Below are 16,304 nucleotides of genomic sequence, written 5' to 3' on the forward strand. Positions count from 1 at the left end.
CTTTTTCTTCTGGCGCGTTATCGATCTGGTCGAAAGCACGTGCAGAACCGCCGTAGGTTTTAGCCAGAACGGTGGTGATCGCTGCAGTCAGGGTAGTTTTACCGTGGTCAACGTGGCCGATAGTACCAACGTTAACGTGCGGTTTTGTACGTTCAAATTTTTCTTTAGACACGGCTATATTCCTTACTATAGCGCTCTCCCCTTCTGGAGAGAGCACGGGACTTTGGTTTTAACCCTGCGGCTTATTTGCCACGGGCTTCGATTACGGCCTGAGCGACGTTGTTCGGTGCATCATCATACTTCAGGAATTCCATGGTGTATGATGCGCGACCTTTAGTCAGAGAACGCAGCTGAGTTGCGTAGCCGAACATTTCGGACAACGGTACTTCAGCGTGGATCTTAACGCCAGTCACTTCAGATTCCTGACCGCGCAGCATGCCGCGACGACGGCTCAAGTCACCGATAACGTCACCGGTGTTCTCTTCTGGAGTCTCAACTTCAACCTTCATGATAGGCTCAAGCAGAACTGGTTTCGCTTTCTTAAAGCCTTCTTTAAAGGCGATAGACGCGGCCAGTTTAAACGCCAGTTCAGAGGAGTCAACGTCGTGGTAAGAACCGAAGTGCAGACGAATACCCATGTCTACTACCGGGTAACCAGCCAACGGACCAGACTTCAGCTGCTCCTGGATGCCTTTATCAACGGCAGGGATGTATTCGCCAGGAATTACACCACCTTTGATGTCGTTGACGAACTCGTAACCTTTCGGGTTAGAGCCCGGCTCCAGTGGGTACATGTCGATCACAACGTGACCGTACTGACCGCGACCACCAGACTGCTTGGCGTGCTTACCTTCAACGTCGGTAATCTTCGCGCGAATCGCTTCGCGGTAAGCTACCTGAGGTTTGCCCACGTTAGCTTCAACGTTGAATTCACGCTTCATGCGGTCAACGATGATGTCGAGGTGCAGTTCACCCATACCGGCGATGATGGTCTGGTTAGACTCTTCGTCAGTCCATACGCGGAACGACGGGTCTTCTTTAGCCAGACGGCCCAGAGCCAGACCCATTTTTTCTTGGTCAGCTTTGGTTTTCGGTTCAACGGCGATAGAGATTACCGGCTCAGGGAATTCCATACGCTCCAGGATGATTGGAGAGTCTGGATCACACAGGGTGTCCCCGGTGGTCACGTCTTTCAGACCGATCGCAGCGGCGATGTCGCCTGCGCGAACTTCTTTGATCTCTTCACGCTTGTTGGCGTGCATCTGAACGATACGGCCAAAACGCTCGCGCGCAGACTTAACGGAGTTCAGCACGGTGTCGCCGGAGTTAACAACGCCGGAGTACACGCGGAAGAAGGTCAAGTTACCTACGAACGGGTCGGTAGCGATTTTGAACGCCAGCGCAGAGAACGGCTCGTCATCACTTGCGTGACGCTCAGCCGGAGTGTCTTTACCGTCGTCCAGGATACCGTTGATCGCAGGAACGTCAGTTGGTGCCGGCAGGTATTCGATTACCGCATCCAGCATCGCCTGCACGCCCTTGTTCTTGAACGCAGAACCACAGGTAACCAGGATGATTTCGTTGTTCAGTACGCGCTGACGCAGAGCTGCTTTGATTTCTTCCTCGGTCAGCTCTTCGCCGCCCAGGTATTTTTCCATCAGCTCTTCGGAAGCTTCCGCAGCGGACTCGATCAGGTTCTGGCGCCATTCTTCAGCCAGATCCATCATGTCAGCCGGGACGTCTTCGTATTCGAAGGTTACGCCTGCGTCTTCTTCGTTCCAGTTGATCGCCTTCATTTTCACCAGGTCGATAACGCCGGTGAATTTGTCTTCTGCGCCGATAGCCAGCTGCAGAGGAACAGGGTTAGCGCCCAGACGAGATTTGATCTGGCCAACAACTTTCAGGAAGTTAGCGCCCATACGGTCCATTTTGTTAACGAACGCGATACGTGGCACTTTGTATTTGTTAGCCTGACGCCATACGGTTTCAGACTGTGGCTGAACACCACCAACAGCACAGTAAACCATTACCGCGCCATCCAGCACACGCATGGAACGTTCTACTTCGATGGTGAAGTCAACGTGCCCTGGGGTGTCGATGATGTTTACGCGATGCGGTTCGAACTGCTTGGCCATACCAGACCAGAAAGCAGTAGTCGCTGCAGAAGTGATGGTAATACCACGCTCCTGCTCCTGTTCCATCCAGTCCATGGTGGCAGCGCCGTCATGAACTTCACCGATTTTGTGGTTTACACCGGTGTAGAACAGAATACGTTCGGTAGTGGTGGTTTTACCGGCGTCGATGTGAGCACTGATACCGATGTTACGGTAGCGTGCAATGGGTGTTGTACGAGCCATTTGATTCCTCTATTCCTAGGGCGTTCAAGTTCAGTTAACCCAAGCGGGCCGATTTGACGCGCCCGCTTGGTTAGCATGACTACAGCCAGGTGATTACCAGCGGTAGTGGGCGAACGCCTTGTTGGCTTCGGCCATACGGTGAACGTCTTCACGCTTCTTAACAGCAGAACCTTTGTTCTCTGCTGCGTCAGACAGCTCGTTCGCCAGGCGCAGAGCCATGGATTTATCACCGCGTTTACGTGCAGCATCAACGATCCAACGCATTGCCAGAGCATTACGACGAACCGGGCGGACTTCAACTGGTACCTGATAAGTAGAACCGCCAACGCGACGCGACTTAACTTCTACAGTCGGGCGAACGTTGTCGAGAGCGACTTCGAAAGCTTCCAGGTGATCTTTACCAGAACGCTGAGCCAGGGTCTCCAGCGCGGTATAGACGATTGCTTCTGCAGTAGATTTTTTACCGTCTACCATCAGGATATTTACAAATTTGGCCAGCAGCTCAGATCCGAACTTAGGATCTGGCAGAATTTTACGTTGGCCGATTACGCGACGACGTGGCATGGAAATACTCCGTTGTTAATTCAGGATTGTCCAAAACTCTACGAGTTTATTTTGACATTAAAGTTAAAACGTTTGGCCTTACTTAACGGAGAACCATTAAGCCTTTGGCTTCTTCACGCCGTACTTGGAACGAGCTTGCTTACGGTCTTTAACACCGGAGCAGTCAAGTGCACCACGGACGGTGTGGTAACGCACACCTGGCAGGTCTTTTACACGACCGCCACGGATCAGGATTACGGAGTGTTCCTGCAGGTTGTGGCCTTCGCCACCGATGTAGGAAGTCACTTCGAAACCGTTGGTCAAACGCACACGGCAAACTTTACGCAGTGCGGAGTTTGGTTTTTTCGGGGTAGTGGTATATACGCGGGTGCATACGCCACGTTTCTGCGGGCAGGCTTCCAGCGCTGGAACGTTGCTTTTAGCAGCCTTCACAGAGCGTGGTTTGCGAACCAGCTGGTTAATTGTTGCCATTAAAAAAGCTCCTGGTTTTTGCTTCGTACTAGCTTCGTAAACATGTGATAAATCCCCTCGTATGCACTATTGGCAGAGTACGAGGACGCAGAATTTTAGGGCTGACCAGTATGGGTGTCAAGAAATATACAACATCACTCTCATTACCAGGCCATTTGGCTGCGGTGTTGTTCGGTTAATTCAACGAAGTGATTATAGCCGATGACAGTGATTTTGTGCGAAAAATGACCAACCAATCCCCGGGCTTCCAGGTCATCCTGCAGCGCATAAAGGGATATGGGGGCGGCGAGCAGCAATTCAAGATGAGCGCTGCCGGCAAGGCCTGCAAGCACGCCGTCCTGTAGCAGCAACAGCGCGTCGCCCTCCGCCGCCAGGCGCAGCAGCGCAGGTAAGTCACATTGGTTTGGCGAATGGCTCAGGGTATACAGCATCAGAAGATCCTAAAACGTCATCACGGCGTCGTAACCGGTCAATTGGCGGCGCAATTCATCCGGCGCCAGCACCTCGGCATCCAGCACCCAATCGGTCACCTGACTCAGCCCACGCTCCTGCAGCGAAGCCTGGCATAGATAGCAGCGCTCCACGTCATACAACGGCAGCACGCCGAAGGTGGCGATGTAATTGCGCGCCAAGATTTTTTCCGGTTGCTGGCCCGGCAACAGCTGCAATACGCCATCGCCGACAAAAAACACCCCCAAATCCTCACTGAGCGCCGATGTGGCAAGCAGCGCATCCAGCCCTTCCCTGCCGCCGGCACCGCCGTGCGGCCCGTGGGTGAAAACAAAAGCGACTCGTTTCATCATATCCTCAGAACTGCACCAGACGGTCGCAACTCAGCGACGCTTCGGCCAGGGAACCCAGCCCGCTCAGGGTAAAGCCGGGCTGCAGGTTGGCGCTTGCCAGCCCCTGTTGCGCCGCCTCCTGCTCGTCGGTGACGCCACGGCGCAGCGCGGCAGCAACGCAGACGTTGAGCGCCACGCCGTGTTGCTGCGCCAGCTGCGTCCAGCCGCGCACCAGGTCGAATTCGTCGCTGGCCGGCGCGGTCAGTTGGTTGGCGTTCAACACCCCTTCACGGTAGAAAAAAACGCTGGAAAGCCGGTGCCCTTTCGCCAGCAAAGCCTGAGCGAACTGATAGGCGCTGCTGGCCTGCTGCGTGCCGTAAGCCGGGCCGGTGACCAACAGACAATAATCGAGCATCAACGGTCGCTTCCCAACAGATCGCCACTCTTGAACTGGCGGATGTACAGATACACGGTGTGTTTGGAGATATTCAGGCGATCCGCCACCTGATTGATCGCATCCTTGATATCGAAGATGCCTTTCTCATAGAGGTTGAGCACCACCTGGCGATTCTTGGCGTTATTGGACACCGAGCGGTCGGCGTTCACCTCTTCGATGGTGAACTCCAGCGTCTGCGCCACCAGATCGTCGACGGAAGAGGCGAAATTCACCGACGACGGCACGTCCTGCGTGGCCGGCGGCATAAAAGTCTGCATGATCTGCGAGAACGGCACGTCGAGGTTCATGTTGATGCACAGCAAACCGATCACCCGCTGCTCGCGATTGCGAATGGCAATGGTCACCGATTTCATCAACACGCCGCTCTTGGCGCGGGTAAAGTAGGCTTTCGACACGCTGCTGTCGTCGCCGGCCATGTCGTGCAGCATGCGCAGCGCCAGGTCGGTGATCGGCGAGCCGATTTTGCGCCCGGTGTGTTCCCCGTTGGCGATGCGCACCGCCGAGCTGTTCAGGTCTTCCAGCGCGTGCAATACGATCTCACAGTGGCCGCCGATCAACATCGCCAGCCCGTCGACCACCGCTTCATAGGATTTCAGGATTTCATGATCCGTTTGAGTAAACGGACGTTCATTCAGCAAATCAAGTTCGCTGGCTTCGCTGGATAAAAGCGAATTCGACATCGAAGATACCACCCTCATAGATCGCCTGTGCCAGGGGGCGCAGCTAAAACCGCTCGGACCGGATCGCTGCCGTCGTCGGCATGCCGCCGCGCGGCTGGCTGAGAGCCGCATAAAACGGCACGATGACATCCGCGGGCGAGGCGGCCGGGAACAATTTTAGGTACACGCCCTAAGGGGCAGACGCATGACTGATAAGTCAGAATTATTAGTCTAGCAAAGCGGCCGGAGCAAAGTCCTTGCGTTTGCGCGTGGTATTGACGTTAAGCCCGATGCCCGGCAGGCGTCAAGCGTTCAATGGCGAGAGAGGCGGCGGCGGCCAAAATGAAAACCGCCGCGGAGGGCATCCGCGGCGGTGGCAAACAAAGCGACGAGATTATTTCGCTTTGGTATCGGCTTTCGCGTCAGCCGGTTTTTCGGCTTTAGCGTCGGCTTTCGGCGCCGCTTTCACGTCCAGCAGCTCAACGTCGAAGACCAGCGTGGAGTTAGCTGGGATGCCCGGAACGCCGGTTTTGCCGTAGGCCAGCGCCGGTGGGATCACCAGCTTGATTTTGCCGCCTTTCTTGATGTGCTTCAGACCTTCGGTCCAGCCAGGGATCACGCCGTCCAGACGGAACGACAGCGGCTCGCCGCGGGTATAGGAGTTATCAAACTCGGTGCCGTCGGTCAGGGTGCCTTTGTAGTTCACCACCACGGTGTCGCTGTCTTTCGGCGCTTCACCCGCGCCCGGTTTCTCTACCTGATACAGCAGGCCGGATTCAGTTTTCTTCACGCCTTTTTCTTTAGCAAAGCTGTCGCGATACTTGGCGCCTTTGGTTTCGTTGTCCTTGGCGTCCTGCTCCATCTTCGCCTGAGCGGAAGCCTTCACGCGCGCTTCGAAGCCCTGCAGGGTCTTCTCGATGTCGGCATCGTTCAGCTTGCTCTTGTTGGCGAACGCGTCCTGAACGCCGGCGATCAGCTGATCTTTGTCCAGCTTGATGCCCAGCTTCTCTTGCTCTTTCAGAGAGTTGTCCATGTAACGGCCGAGAGAGGCGCCCAGTGCGTAGGCCGCTTGCTCGTCGTCGTTTTTGAACTTGCCGGTGCTTGGCGCTGCTGCCGCGTCCGCTGGTTTAGCGGCTTCTGCCGGTTTGGCGGCATCGGCTGCCATGACCTGGGTCGCATTCAGAGCAAAAGCCATGGTGGTTGCCAGAAGCGTGACTTTAAACAAAGATTTCATCCATTTCTCCAGTGTCTGAAGCAATGCCCCAAACAATCATTAGGTAAGATAACCGGGCTACTATAGCTGCCTGAAACAAAACAAAACAGTCGCACAGGTAACCAATCGAGTCAAAGTGTGACTCCCACTTTGCCGAGAAGTTTCCCCCTGCGTGCTACTCGTATGATAAATCAGATTTTTCTTGCAGAATATTCGGCGAGGTTAGCAAAAAACGGCGTATCGGGCGCGCAACTTTTCAGCACTTTACACTGCCGATCGCAACGTTGCGCGCCGTCTGAAGAAATAGCGCGAGCAAACCCGGCGCCAGCTGTTACCATAGCGCCGAATCAGGATTTTATCGCGTCAGAGGTAGCCTCATGCACAACGCCGACATTCAACGCCTGCTACAGCGGCTTGAAGAACTGGAGAGCCGTCAGGCTTTCCAAGAGCTCACCATCGAAGAGCTCAACCAGACCGTTACCCAGCATCAAATGGAAATGCTGAAGATGCGCGAACACCTGCGCATGTTGACCGACAAGCTGCGCTCGACCCAAACCTCAATGATCGCCTCGCAATCGGAAGAAACCCCTCCGCCGCACTATTGAGGGTCCGTTGCGCGGTTATTTCAGGCGTGCCAACCCATCGACGGCACGCTCGAGATACCGGCGCGGGCACCCCAGGTTGATGCGGATAAAACCGCTCCCCTGCGGGCCGAAACCGCTGCCCATCGACGGAGCCAGCTTTGCCACCGCTACCAGCGCCTGCTGTAAGTCAGCATCGCTCAAACCCAGTGCACGGCAATCCAGCCAGGCGAGATAGGTCCCTTCTGCCTGGGTCATCGTGCACCAGGGCGCGGCGGCCGCCAGCGCCCGTTCAAACCAACGCCGATTCTCCGCCAGGTAGCCGAGCAGCTCATCAAGCCAGACAGCACCCCGTTGATAGGCCGCGGTCGCCGCCGTCATCGATAGCGCGTTGAACACATCCAGCCCGTGGGCATTCAGCCGATCGACAAACGCCTGCCGAAGCCGAGCGTTGGGGATCAGGAAATTCGAAATGCGCAGCGAGGAAAGGCCGAACGTTTTGCTGGCGGACGTCGCCGCAATCGCTCGCTCGCGATATTTCTTGTCCAGATGCAACACCGACGTAAACGTCTCGCCGGGCAGCAGCAGATCGGCCCAGATCTCATCGGAGATCACCGTAACGTCGTGGGTATGGCAAAGCGCCATGAGCCGCTCCAGTTCATCGCGGCGCCAGCAACGGCCTGTCGGATTGTGCGGATTGCACAGCAACAACAGCGGCGGTTTACGCTGTGCCAGACAGGCAGCCAACTGGTCGAAATCGATCCGATATCCCTGCGGAGTTTTCAACAGAGGATTCTCAAGCACCTCTCTGCCATTCATGGTGACTATCTTGGCGAACGAGCCATAATACGGCCCCTGCACCACCACACCGTCCCCCGGCTTGCTGAGCAGTTGGATCAGCATCGCCAATCCGGGCACCACCCCCTCAATCGACGTAAACCACTCACGCCGCAGCGGCAAGTCGTGCCGTTTGGCGAACCAGTCGATCGCCGCCTGATAGTAGGCGTCGTCACGTTCGCTGTAGCCAAAGACCCCGTGGTCCACCCGCTGATGCAGCGCCTGTTGCACCTCTGGCGGACATGGAAAATCGAAATCGGACACCCACATCGGCAACAGTTCGCTGCCATCCAGTTGCAGATAGCGGTCGATGAAGTCCCACTTCACGGAGCTGGTGTTGTGGCGATCGATGATGGCGTTGAAATGACTCGTCATGTCAGGCTTCCTTACGCTGCAAATCGTTCTGAGGTTGAAGTTTGGCGATACCGAAGCCGGTGAACCCATAAATCAGGGCGAACACCACCGCGGCATAACATTGGATCACCCACGGCAGCAGATCGAGCGTGCTGACCCCCAGCGTGGTCGCCATGTAAATACCGGCGGCCGTCCACGGGATCAGCGGCTCGATAACGGTGCCCGCATCCTCGACGGTGCGCGACAGGTTTTTGTTGTCCAGCCCCATGCGCCGATAGGCCCCTTTGAACAGCTCCGCTGGGATCAGCAGCGCCAGCTTGCCGTCGCTGGTCGCGCCGGTCACCAGGATCGTGGTGGCAACGGTGGCGGCGATCAGTTGGCCGGTGGTGTGCACCACGTGCAGCAGCCGGCTGATGATCACCGTCAGGGCGCCGGTCAGCGTCAGGGCGCCGGCGAAGGAAAAGGCGCAGAACACCAGCAGGATCGTACTCATCATCGAGAACATGCCGCCGCGGTTCAGCAGGCGCGGCACATCGGCGACGATCCCTTCGACGTTATGGCCCTGGCTGGCGAACATCGACAGATTGAAACCGTCCATCAACGCATTCAGCCCCTGTTGCAGGCTAAAACCCTGCAGCGCGACGCCGATGGCAATCGCCAGCGCGCAGGCGGCCAGCATGACAGGGATCACCGGCCGTTTGGTCACCGCGCCCCACAGCACCAGCACCGGTGGCAGGATCAACAGCAGGTTGAAATGGTACAGCCCCTCAAGCGCGCTGACGATTTCGGTCACTTTTTCCGGCGTTGCCACGCTGCCCACCGCGCCGGTGTGGCCGGCGATCAGGTACACCACGGCGGCCAGGATGAAGCTCGGCAACGTCGTGTACATCAGATGCTGGATATGGCTGTAGAGATCGGTATCCGCAACGATAGCCGCGAAGTTCGTCGAATCGGACAACGGCGAAATTTTGTCGCCGAAGTAGGCGCCGGACACCACCGCCCCAGCCGCGGCGGCCAGCGGCACGTCTAAACCGGCGGCCACGCCCATCAGCGCCACGCCCACGGTGCCGGCTGCCCCCCACGAGGTGCCGGTGCACACCGAGATCACGCTGGTGATGAAGAACGCGGCAATCAGAATATATTGCGGACTGATCAGCTTCAGCCCCCAATACACCATGTAAGGGATTGTACCGCTGATCATCCAGGTGCCGATCAGGCCACCTACGCAGATCAGGATCATGATCACCGGCATGGCCTTCGCCAGCTTGGCCACGATGGCCTCGATGATGTCGTCCCAGCGGTAACCTTGCCACCAGGCCAGCGCGGCGGTGATGGCGGCGGAAACCAGCAGAAGCGGTTCAATGCGCAGGCCAAACTGGCCATAGCCGATGATGAGCAGCAACAGCATGGCCACAATCGGCAGCGTCGCCAACCCAAGGTTGAGCGTTTTCTTATTATCCATATACGGCTCCTGTTGAAGATGGGGTACTGCAACAGCGTAATGGCTTCGATAATCGGAGGATGTGAGCGCAGGCAACCGGCCATGTAATCGGTTTCATGCGCTCACATTGTGTGACTTGTCTCTCATTCGCCGCGCTTGCTTTGCTCATGCGGCTCGCCATCGGTGACAGAGTCTCGCAGGATAAGCTCGGCCGAAAAGCGGTTGTTCTGCGGCGCGACGTCGCTGCCGCTGTGGATCTGCAGCGCGAGGCGCGCGGCGCGTCGGGCCATTTTCTCGATGGGGTAATGCACAGTGGTCAGCGAAGGGTGGAGATATTTCGCCAGGGCAATGTCGTCAAAGCCAACGATCGACAGCGCCTCGGGCAACTGAATGTGCCGTTGATGGCAGGTGCGCATCATGCCGGCGGCCATCACGTCGTTGAACGTCACTGCGGCGGTGAAGCGTGGGTCGCTGGCCAGCACGCGCTCGGCCGCTAACTCGCCCCCTTTCTCGTTGAAGGGCACGCTGATGATCCAGGCTCCGGGCACCTCAATACCAGCGGCGGCCATGGCCTTGCGGTAACCCGCTAACCGCTGTGCGCGGTCGTCGATCGGCAAATCCGCCGTCACGCAGGCGATTCTCCGATGCCCCTGACGAATGAGTAGCTCGGTCGCCGCCTGTGCCGCCTTGGCATTGTCGAGCCAAATACAACGATTGGCGATGGCCGGCAGGTAGCGATTGACCAGCACCAACGCGGGCGTGTGGGCGGCGTAGCGCAGCAGCTCCTCTTCTCCCATGCGCGTGACGTGCGCCACAATGGCTTCGCATCCCTGATTGATGAGAAAGTCGAGGCCGCTTTTTTCCAGTTCGGCCTGATGCCCGCCGCTGCACAACATCAAACGCACGCCGGCCTGCCGCGTGATGTCTTCCACGCCCCGCGCCAGGCGCGAGAAAAACGGATCGTCGAGGTTGCCGGTCAGCAACCCCAGCATATTGCCGCTTCTTTTCGCCAGTGCCAGCGCGGCGGCGTTGCGGTGGTAATTGAACTCGCGCATCGCTTTCTCGACGCGTTCGCGGGTCACCGGTTCAACGTAGGCGGTATTATTGATCACCCGGCTGACGGTGGCCGTGGAAACGCCGGCGCGGCGCGCAACGTCTTTCATGGTGGCCATGGCATGTCCTGTTTTGCCGTTCGGCGCCTGGTGCGCCGCGCATAAAAAAGGGCAGCCAATGGCCGCCCTCTTGTCTCGGGATTGCGTTCTGCTTAGTGGCAGCCGCAACCACCGTTACCGCAACCGCCTTTACCGTGGTCGTGACCATGGTCGTGATCGTGGCTGTGGCCGTGACCGCCGCAGCAACCTTCACCGTGCTCGTGGTGATGGTCGTGCTCGCCGTGTACGTGACCGTGCGCCAGCTCTTCTGCGGTCGCTTCGCGGATCGCGACAACTTCCACGTTGAAGTTCAGGTTTTGGCCGGCCAGCATGTGGTTGCCGTCAACCACGACGTGGTCACCGTCAACTTCGGTGATTTCAACCGGTACCGGGCCCTGATCGGTGTCAGCCAGAAAACGCATGCCGACCTGCAGTTCGTCAACGCCCATGAAGACGTCTTTCGGTACGCGCTGCACCAGGTTTTCGTCGTAGTTGCCGTACGCGTCGTTCGCGCCGACGTGAACGTCAAAACGATCGCCAACGTCGTGGCCTTCGAGTGCTTTTTCCAGACCTGCGATCAGAGAACCATGCCCGTGCAGATAGTCCAGCGGTGCGCTCACCGGAGACTCATCAACCAAAACACCGTCTTCTGTACGTACTTGGTAAGCCAGGCTGACCACCAAGTCTTTTGCTACTTTCATGATATCTCCTACCGTTGGCTACTAGGACGCGCACCGTTATCGGGATGCGCGCCTTTTCCGGACAGATTGTAACGGAAATCTGCCTCGCTGTACCCTCCGGGATAAAAAAACGCTACTTCGGCTGGAAAATGCCGATCACCTGCTCTTGCGGGCGAACGTGTTTTTCCACCTGTTGTTCGGTCTGGCGCTGATGGTGTCCGCACTTGACGCACTCCACCACTTCCACCTGATCCTCCCGCCATACCGCCAACGTATCCATAGCGCTACAGCTCGGGCACACCGCCCCGGCGATAAATCTCTTACGTGTTGCAGACATCGTTATGCTCCCGCTTATTCGTATTCGTCCCAGCCGTCGAACTGGCGACTTTCTTTTTGCATTTCGCGATGGAACAGCTCTTCCAGCTCGCGCCGCGCCTCTTTCACGCGGGAAATTTGCGCCACGTCGCCCTGATGCGGCGGCATCAGCTCACGCAGCATGCGCATATCCAGGCGGCGGAAATGCTGCTGGGCGCGGAAAGCCTGATGCGGGTGCATGCCCAACTCCATCAGCGCCTTGCGCCCCAGTTCCAGCGCGCTGGAGAAGGTTTCGCGGCTGAACTGTTTCACGCCCGCCTGCAGCAGCTCATGCGCCTCCACGCGGCCGCGCGCGCGCGCCAGAATGCTCAGGTTCGGGAAGTGCTGTTGGCACAGCCGCACGATCTCCATGGTGTCTTCCGGCTCATTGCAGGTGATCACGATCGACTTGGCCTTTTCGGCGCCCGCCGCGCGCAACAGTTCCAGCTCGGTGGCGTCGCCGTAATAAACCTGGTAACCGTAACGCCGCAGCACGCCGACGGCGCTGACGTCGCGCTCCAGTACGGTAATGCGCATTTTGTTGGCCATCAACAGGCGGCCGATCACCTGGCCGAAACGCCCGAAGCCGACGATGATCACCTGCGGATCGTCATCCTCTACGTACGGCGTTTCCTCGTCTTCGCCTTTAGCGTTATAGCGGCGCGCCAAAATGCGGTCGATGGCCTGCATCAGCAGCGGCGTGGTCATCATCGACAGCGTCACCACCACCAGCAGCAAAGAGAGTTGATCCGGCTGCAGCACCTTTTGCGCCCCCGCCGCCGAAAACAGCACGAAGGCAAACTCACCGCCCTGGCTGAGCACCCCGGCAAACTGCAGCCGCACCGAGCTACGCAGGCCGAACAGACGCGACACGCCATAGAGCACGCCGGATTTGACCGCCACCAGCGCCAGTACGCCGATCAACACCTCGGCCAGGTGGGTGTAGAGCACGCCGATATTCAACACCATGCCCACCGAGATAAAGAACAGCCCCAGCAGCAGCCCTTTAAACGGCTCGATGGAGATCTCCAGTTCGTGGCGATATTCGCTCTCCGCCAACAGCACCCCGGCGATGAAGGTGCCGAGCGCCATCGACAGGCCGAGCGCCTCCATAAACAGCGCCGAGCCGAGCACCAACAACAGCGCCGCGGCGGTGAAAATCTCGCGCACGCCGGAGGCGGCGATATAGCGGAACAGCGGCCGCAGCAGAAAGCGTCCGCCGATCAGCATACCGCCGAACGCCGCGACCTTGAGCGCGATCTTCGCCCAGTCGTCGCTGGTGCCGCCGGCGCCGGCCAGAATGGGGATCAACGCCAACGCCGGGATCACCGCCATATCCTGGAACAGCAGCACCGAGAAACCGAGCTGCCCCCCTTCGTTGCGGTTCATGCCCTTTTCGCGCATCAGCTGCAGCGCCATGGCGGTGGAAGACATCGCCAGGCCGATACCGCCGATCACCGCCGCCTGCCAGGCGAAGTGCGTCAGGTACAGCAACGCGCCCAGCACCGCCGCGGTGAGCAACACCTGGCCGGCGCCGGCGCCGAAAATCGAGCGCCTCAGTTCCCACAGCTTGCTGGGGTTCAGCTCCAGACCGATGATGAACATCAGGAACACCACGCCCAGCTCGGAGAAGTGCAGGATCTCGTCAACGTCGCGGATGAAGCCCAATCCCCAAGGGCCGATGGCAATGCCGGCGATCAGATAGCCCAGCACCGCGCCGATCCCCAGGCGACGGGCGATCGGCACCGTCACCACCGCGGCAAACAGGAACAGCAAAATGGCGGTCAGTAAGGTCGATCCTTCCATGGTCACCGCCCTCCGTGCGGCAGCGGGTGGCTCAGCCACTCGCCGTAGGCGTCTGCATGGCTGCGCAACACCTCCGGCTTCTGCCGCCGCGCCCAATAGACCACGAACGGCGTCAGCCAGTGCATATGGCACATCCCGGCGGTCAGCTCGAACGGCCGCAGGATATCTTCCATCGGATAGTGGTTATAACCGCCGGTGCGGTAGGCGCCTTCCGGCTCACCGGTGGTGATCACCGAGCGCCAGTATTTGCCCGCCAGCGCATTGCCGCCCACCCCGCTGGCGAAGCCGCGCGACAGCACGCGATCCAGCCACTCCTTCAGCAGCGCCGGACAGCTGTAGGTATACAGAGGGTGCTGAAACACGATGACCTGATGCTCACGCAGCAGCTGTTGTTCGTGATGAATATCGATAAAAAAATCAGGGTAGTGCGCGTAGAGATCGTGCACGGTGACATGTTCCAACTGCTGCGCCGGTCGAAGCAAAACCCGGTTCGCCACCGAGTCATGGGATTCCGGATGGGCATACAGCAGCAAGACCTTGGGCGGCTGCGACATCATTCCCCTCCAAAGCGTCGTCAGAGTAGCGGTTTTCCGCTACCATGCATCGCAAAGACAAAAACAGCGCGCGGTGCGCGTTCTGTTACCTTAATGATAATTTAACATACTCTGAACATACGGCGCTTTATGATTGTATTCTCCTCGCTACAAATCCGACGCGGCATCCGCGTCCTGCTGGACAACGCCACGGCGACGGTTAATCCAGGTCAGAAGGTCGGCCTGGTGGGCAAAAATGGCTGCGGCAAATCCACGCTGCTGTCGCTGCTGAAGGGCGAGATCGCGGCGGATGGCGGCAGCTTTACCTTCCCCGGCAACTGGGCGCTGGCCTGGGTCAACCAGGAGACGCCGGCGCTGGACGTGCCGGCGATCGAGTATGTTATCGACGGCGACCGCGAGTTTCGCCAGCTCGAAGCCGAACTGCAGGCCGCCAACGACCGCAACGACGGCCACGCCATCGCCACCCTGCACGGTAAGCTGGACGCCATCGACGCCTGGACCATCCGTTCCCGCGCCGCCAGCCTGCTGCACGGCCTAGGCTTCTCCAACGAACAGCTGCAAAGCCCGGTGCGCGACTTTTCCGGCGGCTGGCGCATGCGTCTCAACCTGGCGCAGGCGCTGGTGTGCCGTTCCGACCTGCTGCTGCTCGACGAACCGACCAACCACCTGGATCTCGATGCGGTGATCTGGCTGGAGCGCTGGCTGAAAAGCTACCCCGGCACGCTGGTGCTGATCTCGCATGACCGCGACTTCCTCGATCCGATTGTCGACAAGATCCTGCATATCGAACAGCAGACCCTGAACGAATACACCGGCAACTACTCGTCGTTCGAACGCCAGCGCGCCACCAAATTGGCGCAGCAACAGTCGCTGTATCAGCATCAGCAAGAAAAAGTGGCGCACCTGCAAAGTTATATCGACCGTTTTCGGGCGAAGGCCTCCAAGGCCAAGCAGGCGCAGAGCCGCATCAAGATGCTGGAGCGCATGGAGCTGATCGCCCCGGCGCACGTCGACAACCCGTTCACCTTCAGCTTCCGCCCGCCGGAAAGCCTGCCGAACCCGCTGCTGCGCATGGAAAAAGTCAGCGCCGGATATGGCGATAAAGTGATCTTGAAGTCAATCAAGCTGAACCTGGTACCCGGTTCACGCATTGGCCTGCTCGGCCGCAACGGCGCCGGTAAATCGACGTTGATCAAACTGCTGGCCGGCACCCTGGAACCGCTGAGCGGCGAGATCGGCCTGGCGAAAGGCATCAAGCTGGGTTACTTCGCCCAGCACCAGCTGGAATTCCTGCGCGCCGACGAATCGCCGTTGCAGCATCTGAGCCGCATCGCGCCACGGGTGCTGGAGCAGCAGCTGCGAGATTACCTGGGCGGTTTCGGGTTCCAGGGCGACAAGGTCAGCGAAGTGACCGAACGTTTCTCCGGCGGCGAGAAGGCGCGGCTGGTGCTGGCACTGATCGTCTGGCAACGCCCGAACCTGCTGCTGCTCGATGAACCGACCAACCACCTGGATCTCGACATGCGTCAGGCGCTGACCGAGGCGCTGATCGATTTCGAAGGCGCGTTGGTGGTGGTCTCGCACGACCGTCACCTGCTGCGCTCCACCACCGACGATCTGTACTTGGTGCATGACGGCCAGGTCGAGCCTTTCGAGGGCGATCTCGACGACTACCAGCAGTGGCTTGTCGACCTGCAGCGCCAGGAAAACCAGCAGGATGCACCGGAAAAAGAGAGCGGCGGCAACAGCGCGCAGGCGCGCAAGGACCAAAAACGCCGCGAGGCGGAGTTCCGTACGCAGACCCAACCGCTGCGCAAGCAGATCGCCAAGCTGGAACAGCAGATGGAAAAACTGGGCGCCGAACTGGCGGCGGTGGAAGAGCAGTTGGCGGATCCCGCACTGTACGACATCAGCCGCAAGGCCGAACTGACCGACTGCCTGCAAAAGCAAAGCCAGGCCAAATCCGCGCTCGAAGAGACGGAAATGACCTGGCTGGATGCACAGGAACAGCTGGAGCAGTTAACGCAGGCGTTCGAAGCCTAA

18 protein-coding genes are annotated in these 16,304 nt (G+C 58.6%); 2 read left to right on the forward strand and 16 right to left on the reverse strand.

All coding sequences use genetic code 11. From position 1 onward, the window contains the following. The 9 genes from BVU99_RS04665 to fkpA form a co-directional block, all read right to left on the reverse strand. The coding region (locus BVU99_RS04665) for a GTP-binding protein (RefSeq protein WP_227255718.1) at positions 1–172 on the reverse strand (172 nt) is incomplete at its 3' end. Between the two features lie 70 nt (positions 173–242). After that, a complete protein-coding gene (fusA, locus tag BVU99_RS04670; RefSeq protein ID WP_025304497.1) occupies positions 243–2,357 on the reverse strand; it encodes an elongation factor G in 2,115 nt (704 codons plus the stop codon). A gap of 93 nt (positions 2,358–2,450) precedes the next feature. After that, positions 2,451–2,921: a 30S ribosomal protein S7 gene (gene rpsG / locus BVU99_RS04675; RefSeq protein WP_004956203.1), complete on the reverse strand. Its 471-nt coding sequence runs from the start codon at positions 2,919–2,921 to the stop codon at positions 2,451–2,453. Positions 2,922–3,017: 96 nt separating this feature from the next. After that, entirely contained in the window at positions 3,018–3,392 is a 375-nt protein-coding gene (gene rpsL, locus BVU99_RS04680) for a 30S ribosomal protein S12 (RefSeq protein WP_004930426.1), read from the reverse strand. Positions 3,393–3,535: 143 nt separating this feature from the next. Then, positions 3,536–3,823: a sulfurtransferase complex subunit TusB gene (gene tusB / locus BVU99_RS04685; protein WP_025304499.1), complete on the reverse strand. Its 288-nt coding sequence runs from the start codon at positions 3,821–3,823 to the stop codon at positions 3,536–3,538. Between the two features lie 9 nt (positions 3,824–3,832). Beyond that, complete coding sequence (gene tusC / locus BVU99_RS04690; RefSeq protein WP_043138837.1) at positions 3,833–4,192, reverse strand: sulfurtransferase complex subunit TusC; 360 nt, start codon at positions 4,190–4,192, stop codon at positions 3,833–3,835. Between the two features lie 7 nt (positions 4,193–4,199). Beyond that, entirely contained in the window at positions 4,200–4,589 is a 390-nt protein-coding gene (gene tusD, locus BVU99_RS04695; protein WP_033636259.1) for a sulfurtransferase complex subunit TusD, read from the reverse strand. Continuing rightward, the gene (locus BVU99_RS04700) at positions 4,589–5,311 is read right to left on the reverse strand and encodes a transcriptional regulator (RefSeq protein WP_004930418.1); all 723 of its coding nucleotides are present in this window, start codon (positions 5,309–5,311) and stop codon (positions 4,589–4,591) included. The genes tusD and BVU99_RS04700 overlap by 1 nt, the downstream gene beginning before the upstream one ends. 373 nt (positions 5,312–5,684) lie before the next feature. After that, a complete protein-coding gene (fkpA, locus tag BVU99_RS04705) occupies positions 5,685–6,524 on the reverse strand; it encodes an FKBP-type peptidyl-prolyl cis-trans isomerase (RefSeq protein WP_025304502.1) in 840 nt (279 codons plus the stop codon). Positions 6,525–6,880: 356 nt separating this feature from the next. Between fkpA and BVU99_RS04710 the strand changes: the two genes are divergently transcribed. Further along, the gene (locus tag BVU99_RS04710; protein WP_025304503.1) at positions 6,881–7,108 is read left to right on the forward strand and encodes a SlyX family protein; all 228 of its coding nucleotides are present in this window, start codon (positions 6,881–6,883) and stop codon (positions 7,106–7,108) included. A gap of 15 nt (positions 7,109–7,123) precedes the next feature. Here BVU99_RS04710 and BVU99_RS04715 read toward each other — a convergent pair whose 3' ends face one another. The 7 genes from BVU99_RS04715 to kefG form a co-directional block, all read right to left on the reverse strand. Beyond that, a complete protein-coding gene (locus BVU99_RS04715) occupies positions 7,124–8,296 on the reverse strand; it encodes a MalY/PatB family protein (protein WP_049208852.1) in 1,173 nt (390 codons plus the stop codon). Position 8,297: 1 nt separating this feature from the next. Next, positions 8,298–9,737 (reverse strand): Na+/H+ antiporter NhaC, encoded by a 1,440-nt coding sequence (nhaC, locus tag BVU99_RS04720; RefSeq protein ID WP_099816998.1) that lies wholly within the window; start codon positions 9,735–9,737, stop codon positions 8,298–8,300. Positions 9,738–9,859: 122 nt separating this feature from the next. Continuing rightward, positions 9,860–10,888: a LacI family DNA-binding transcriptional regulator gene (locus BVU99_RS04725; protein WP_025304506.1), complete on the reverse strand. Its 1,029-nt coding sequence runs from the start codon at positions 10,886–10,888 to the stop codon at positions 9,860–9,862. 92 nt (positions 10,889–10,980) lie between these two features. Beyond that, positions 10,981–11,568 carry a peptidylprolyl isomerase gene (gene slyD / locus BVU99_RS04730; RefSeq protein WP_004930407.1) on the reverse strand — a complete coding sequence of 196 codons (588 nt, stop codon included), beginning with the start codon at positions 11,566–11,568 and terminating at the stop codon, positions 10,981–10,983. 112 nt (positions 11,569–11,680) lie between these two features. Further along, positions 11,681–11,884: a YheV family putative zinc ribbon protein gene (locus BVU99_RS04735; protein WP_015379274.1), complete on the reverse strand. Its 204-nt coding sequence runs from the start codon at positions 11,882–11,884 to the stop codon at positions 11,681–11,683. 14 nt (positions 11,885–11,898) lie between these two features. Further along, positions 11,899–13,707, reverse strand: a complete 1,809-nt coding sequence (gene kefB, locus BVU99_RS04740; protein WP_049294935.1) for a glutathione-regulated potassium-efflux system protein KefB — start codon at positions 13,705–13,707, stop codon at positions 11,899–11,901. Positions 13,708–13,709: 2 nt separating this feature from the next. Then, positions 13,710–14,261 (reverse strand): glutathione-regulated potassium-efflux system ancillary protein KefG, encoded by a 552-nt coding sequence (gene kefG, locus BVU99_RS04745; protein WP_025159909.1) that lies wholly within the window; start codon positions 14,259–14,261, stop codon positions 13,710–13,712. A gap of 129 nt (positions 14,262–14,390) precedes the next feature. On the opposite strand from kefG, the gene BVU99_RS04750 reads away from it, so the two are divergent. Continuing rightward, a complete protein-coding gene (locus BVU99_RS04750; RefSeq protein WP_060435113.1) occupies positions 14,391–16,304 on the forward strand; it encodes an ABC transporter ATP-binding protein in 1,914 nt (637 codons plus the stop codon).

The organism is Serratia sp. OLAL2 (genome assembly GCF_002752475.1).
In the GTDB taxonomy this organism is placed as follows: Bacteria; Pseudomonadota; Gammaproteobacteria; order Enterobacterales; family Enterobacteriaceae; genus Serratia; species Serratia bockelmannii.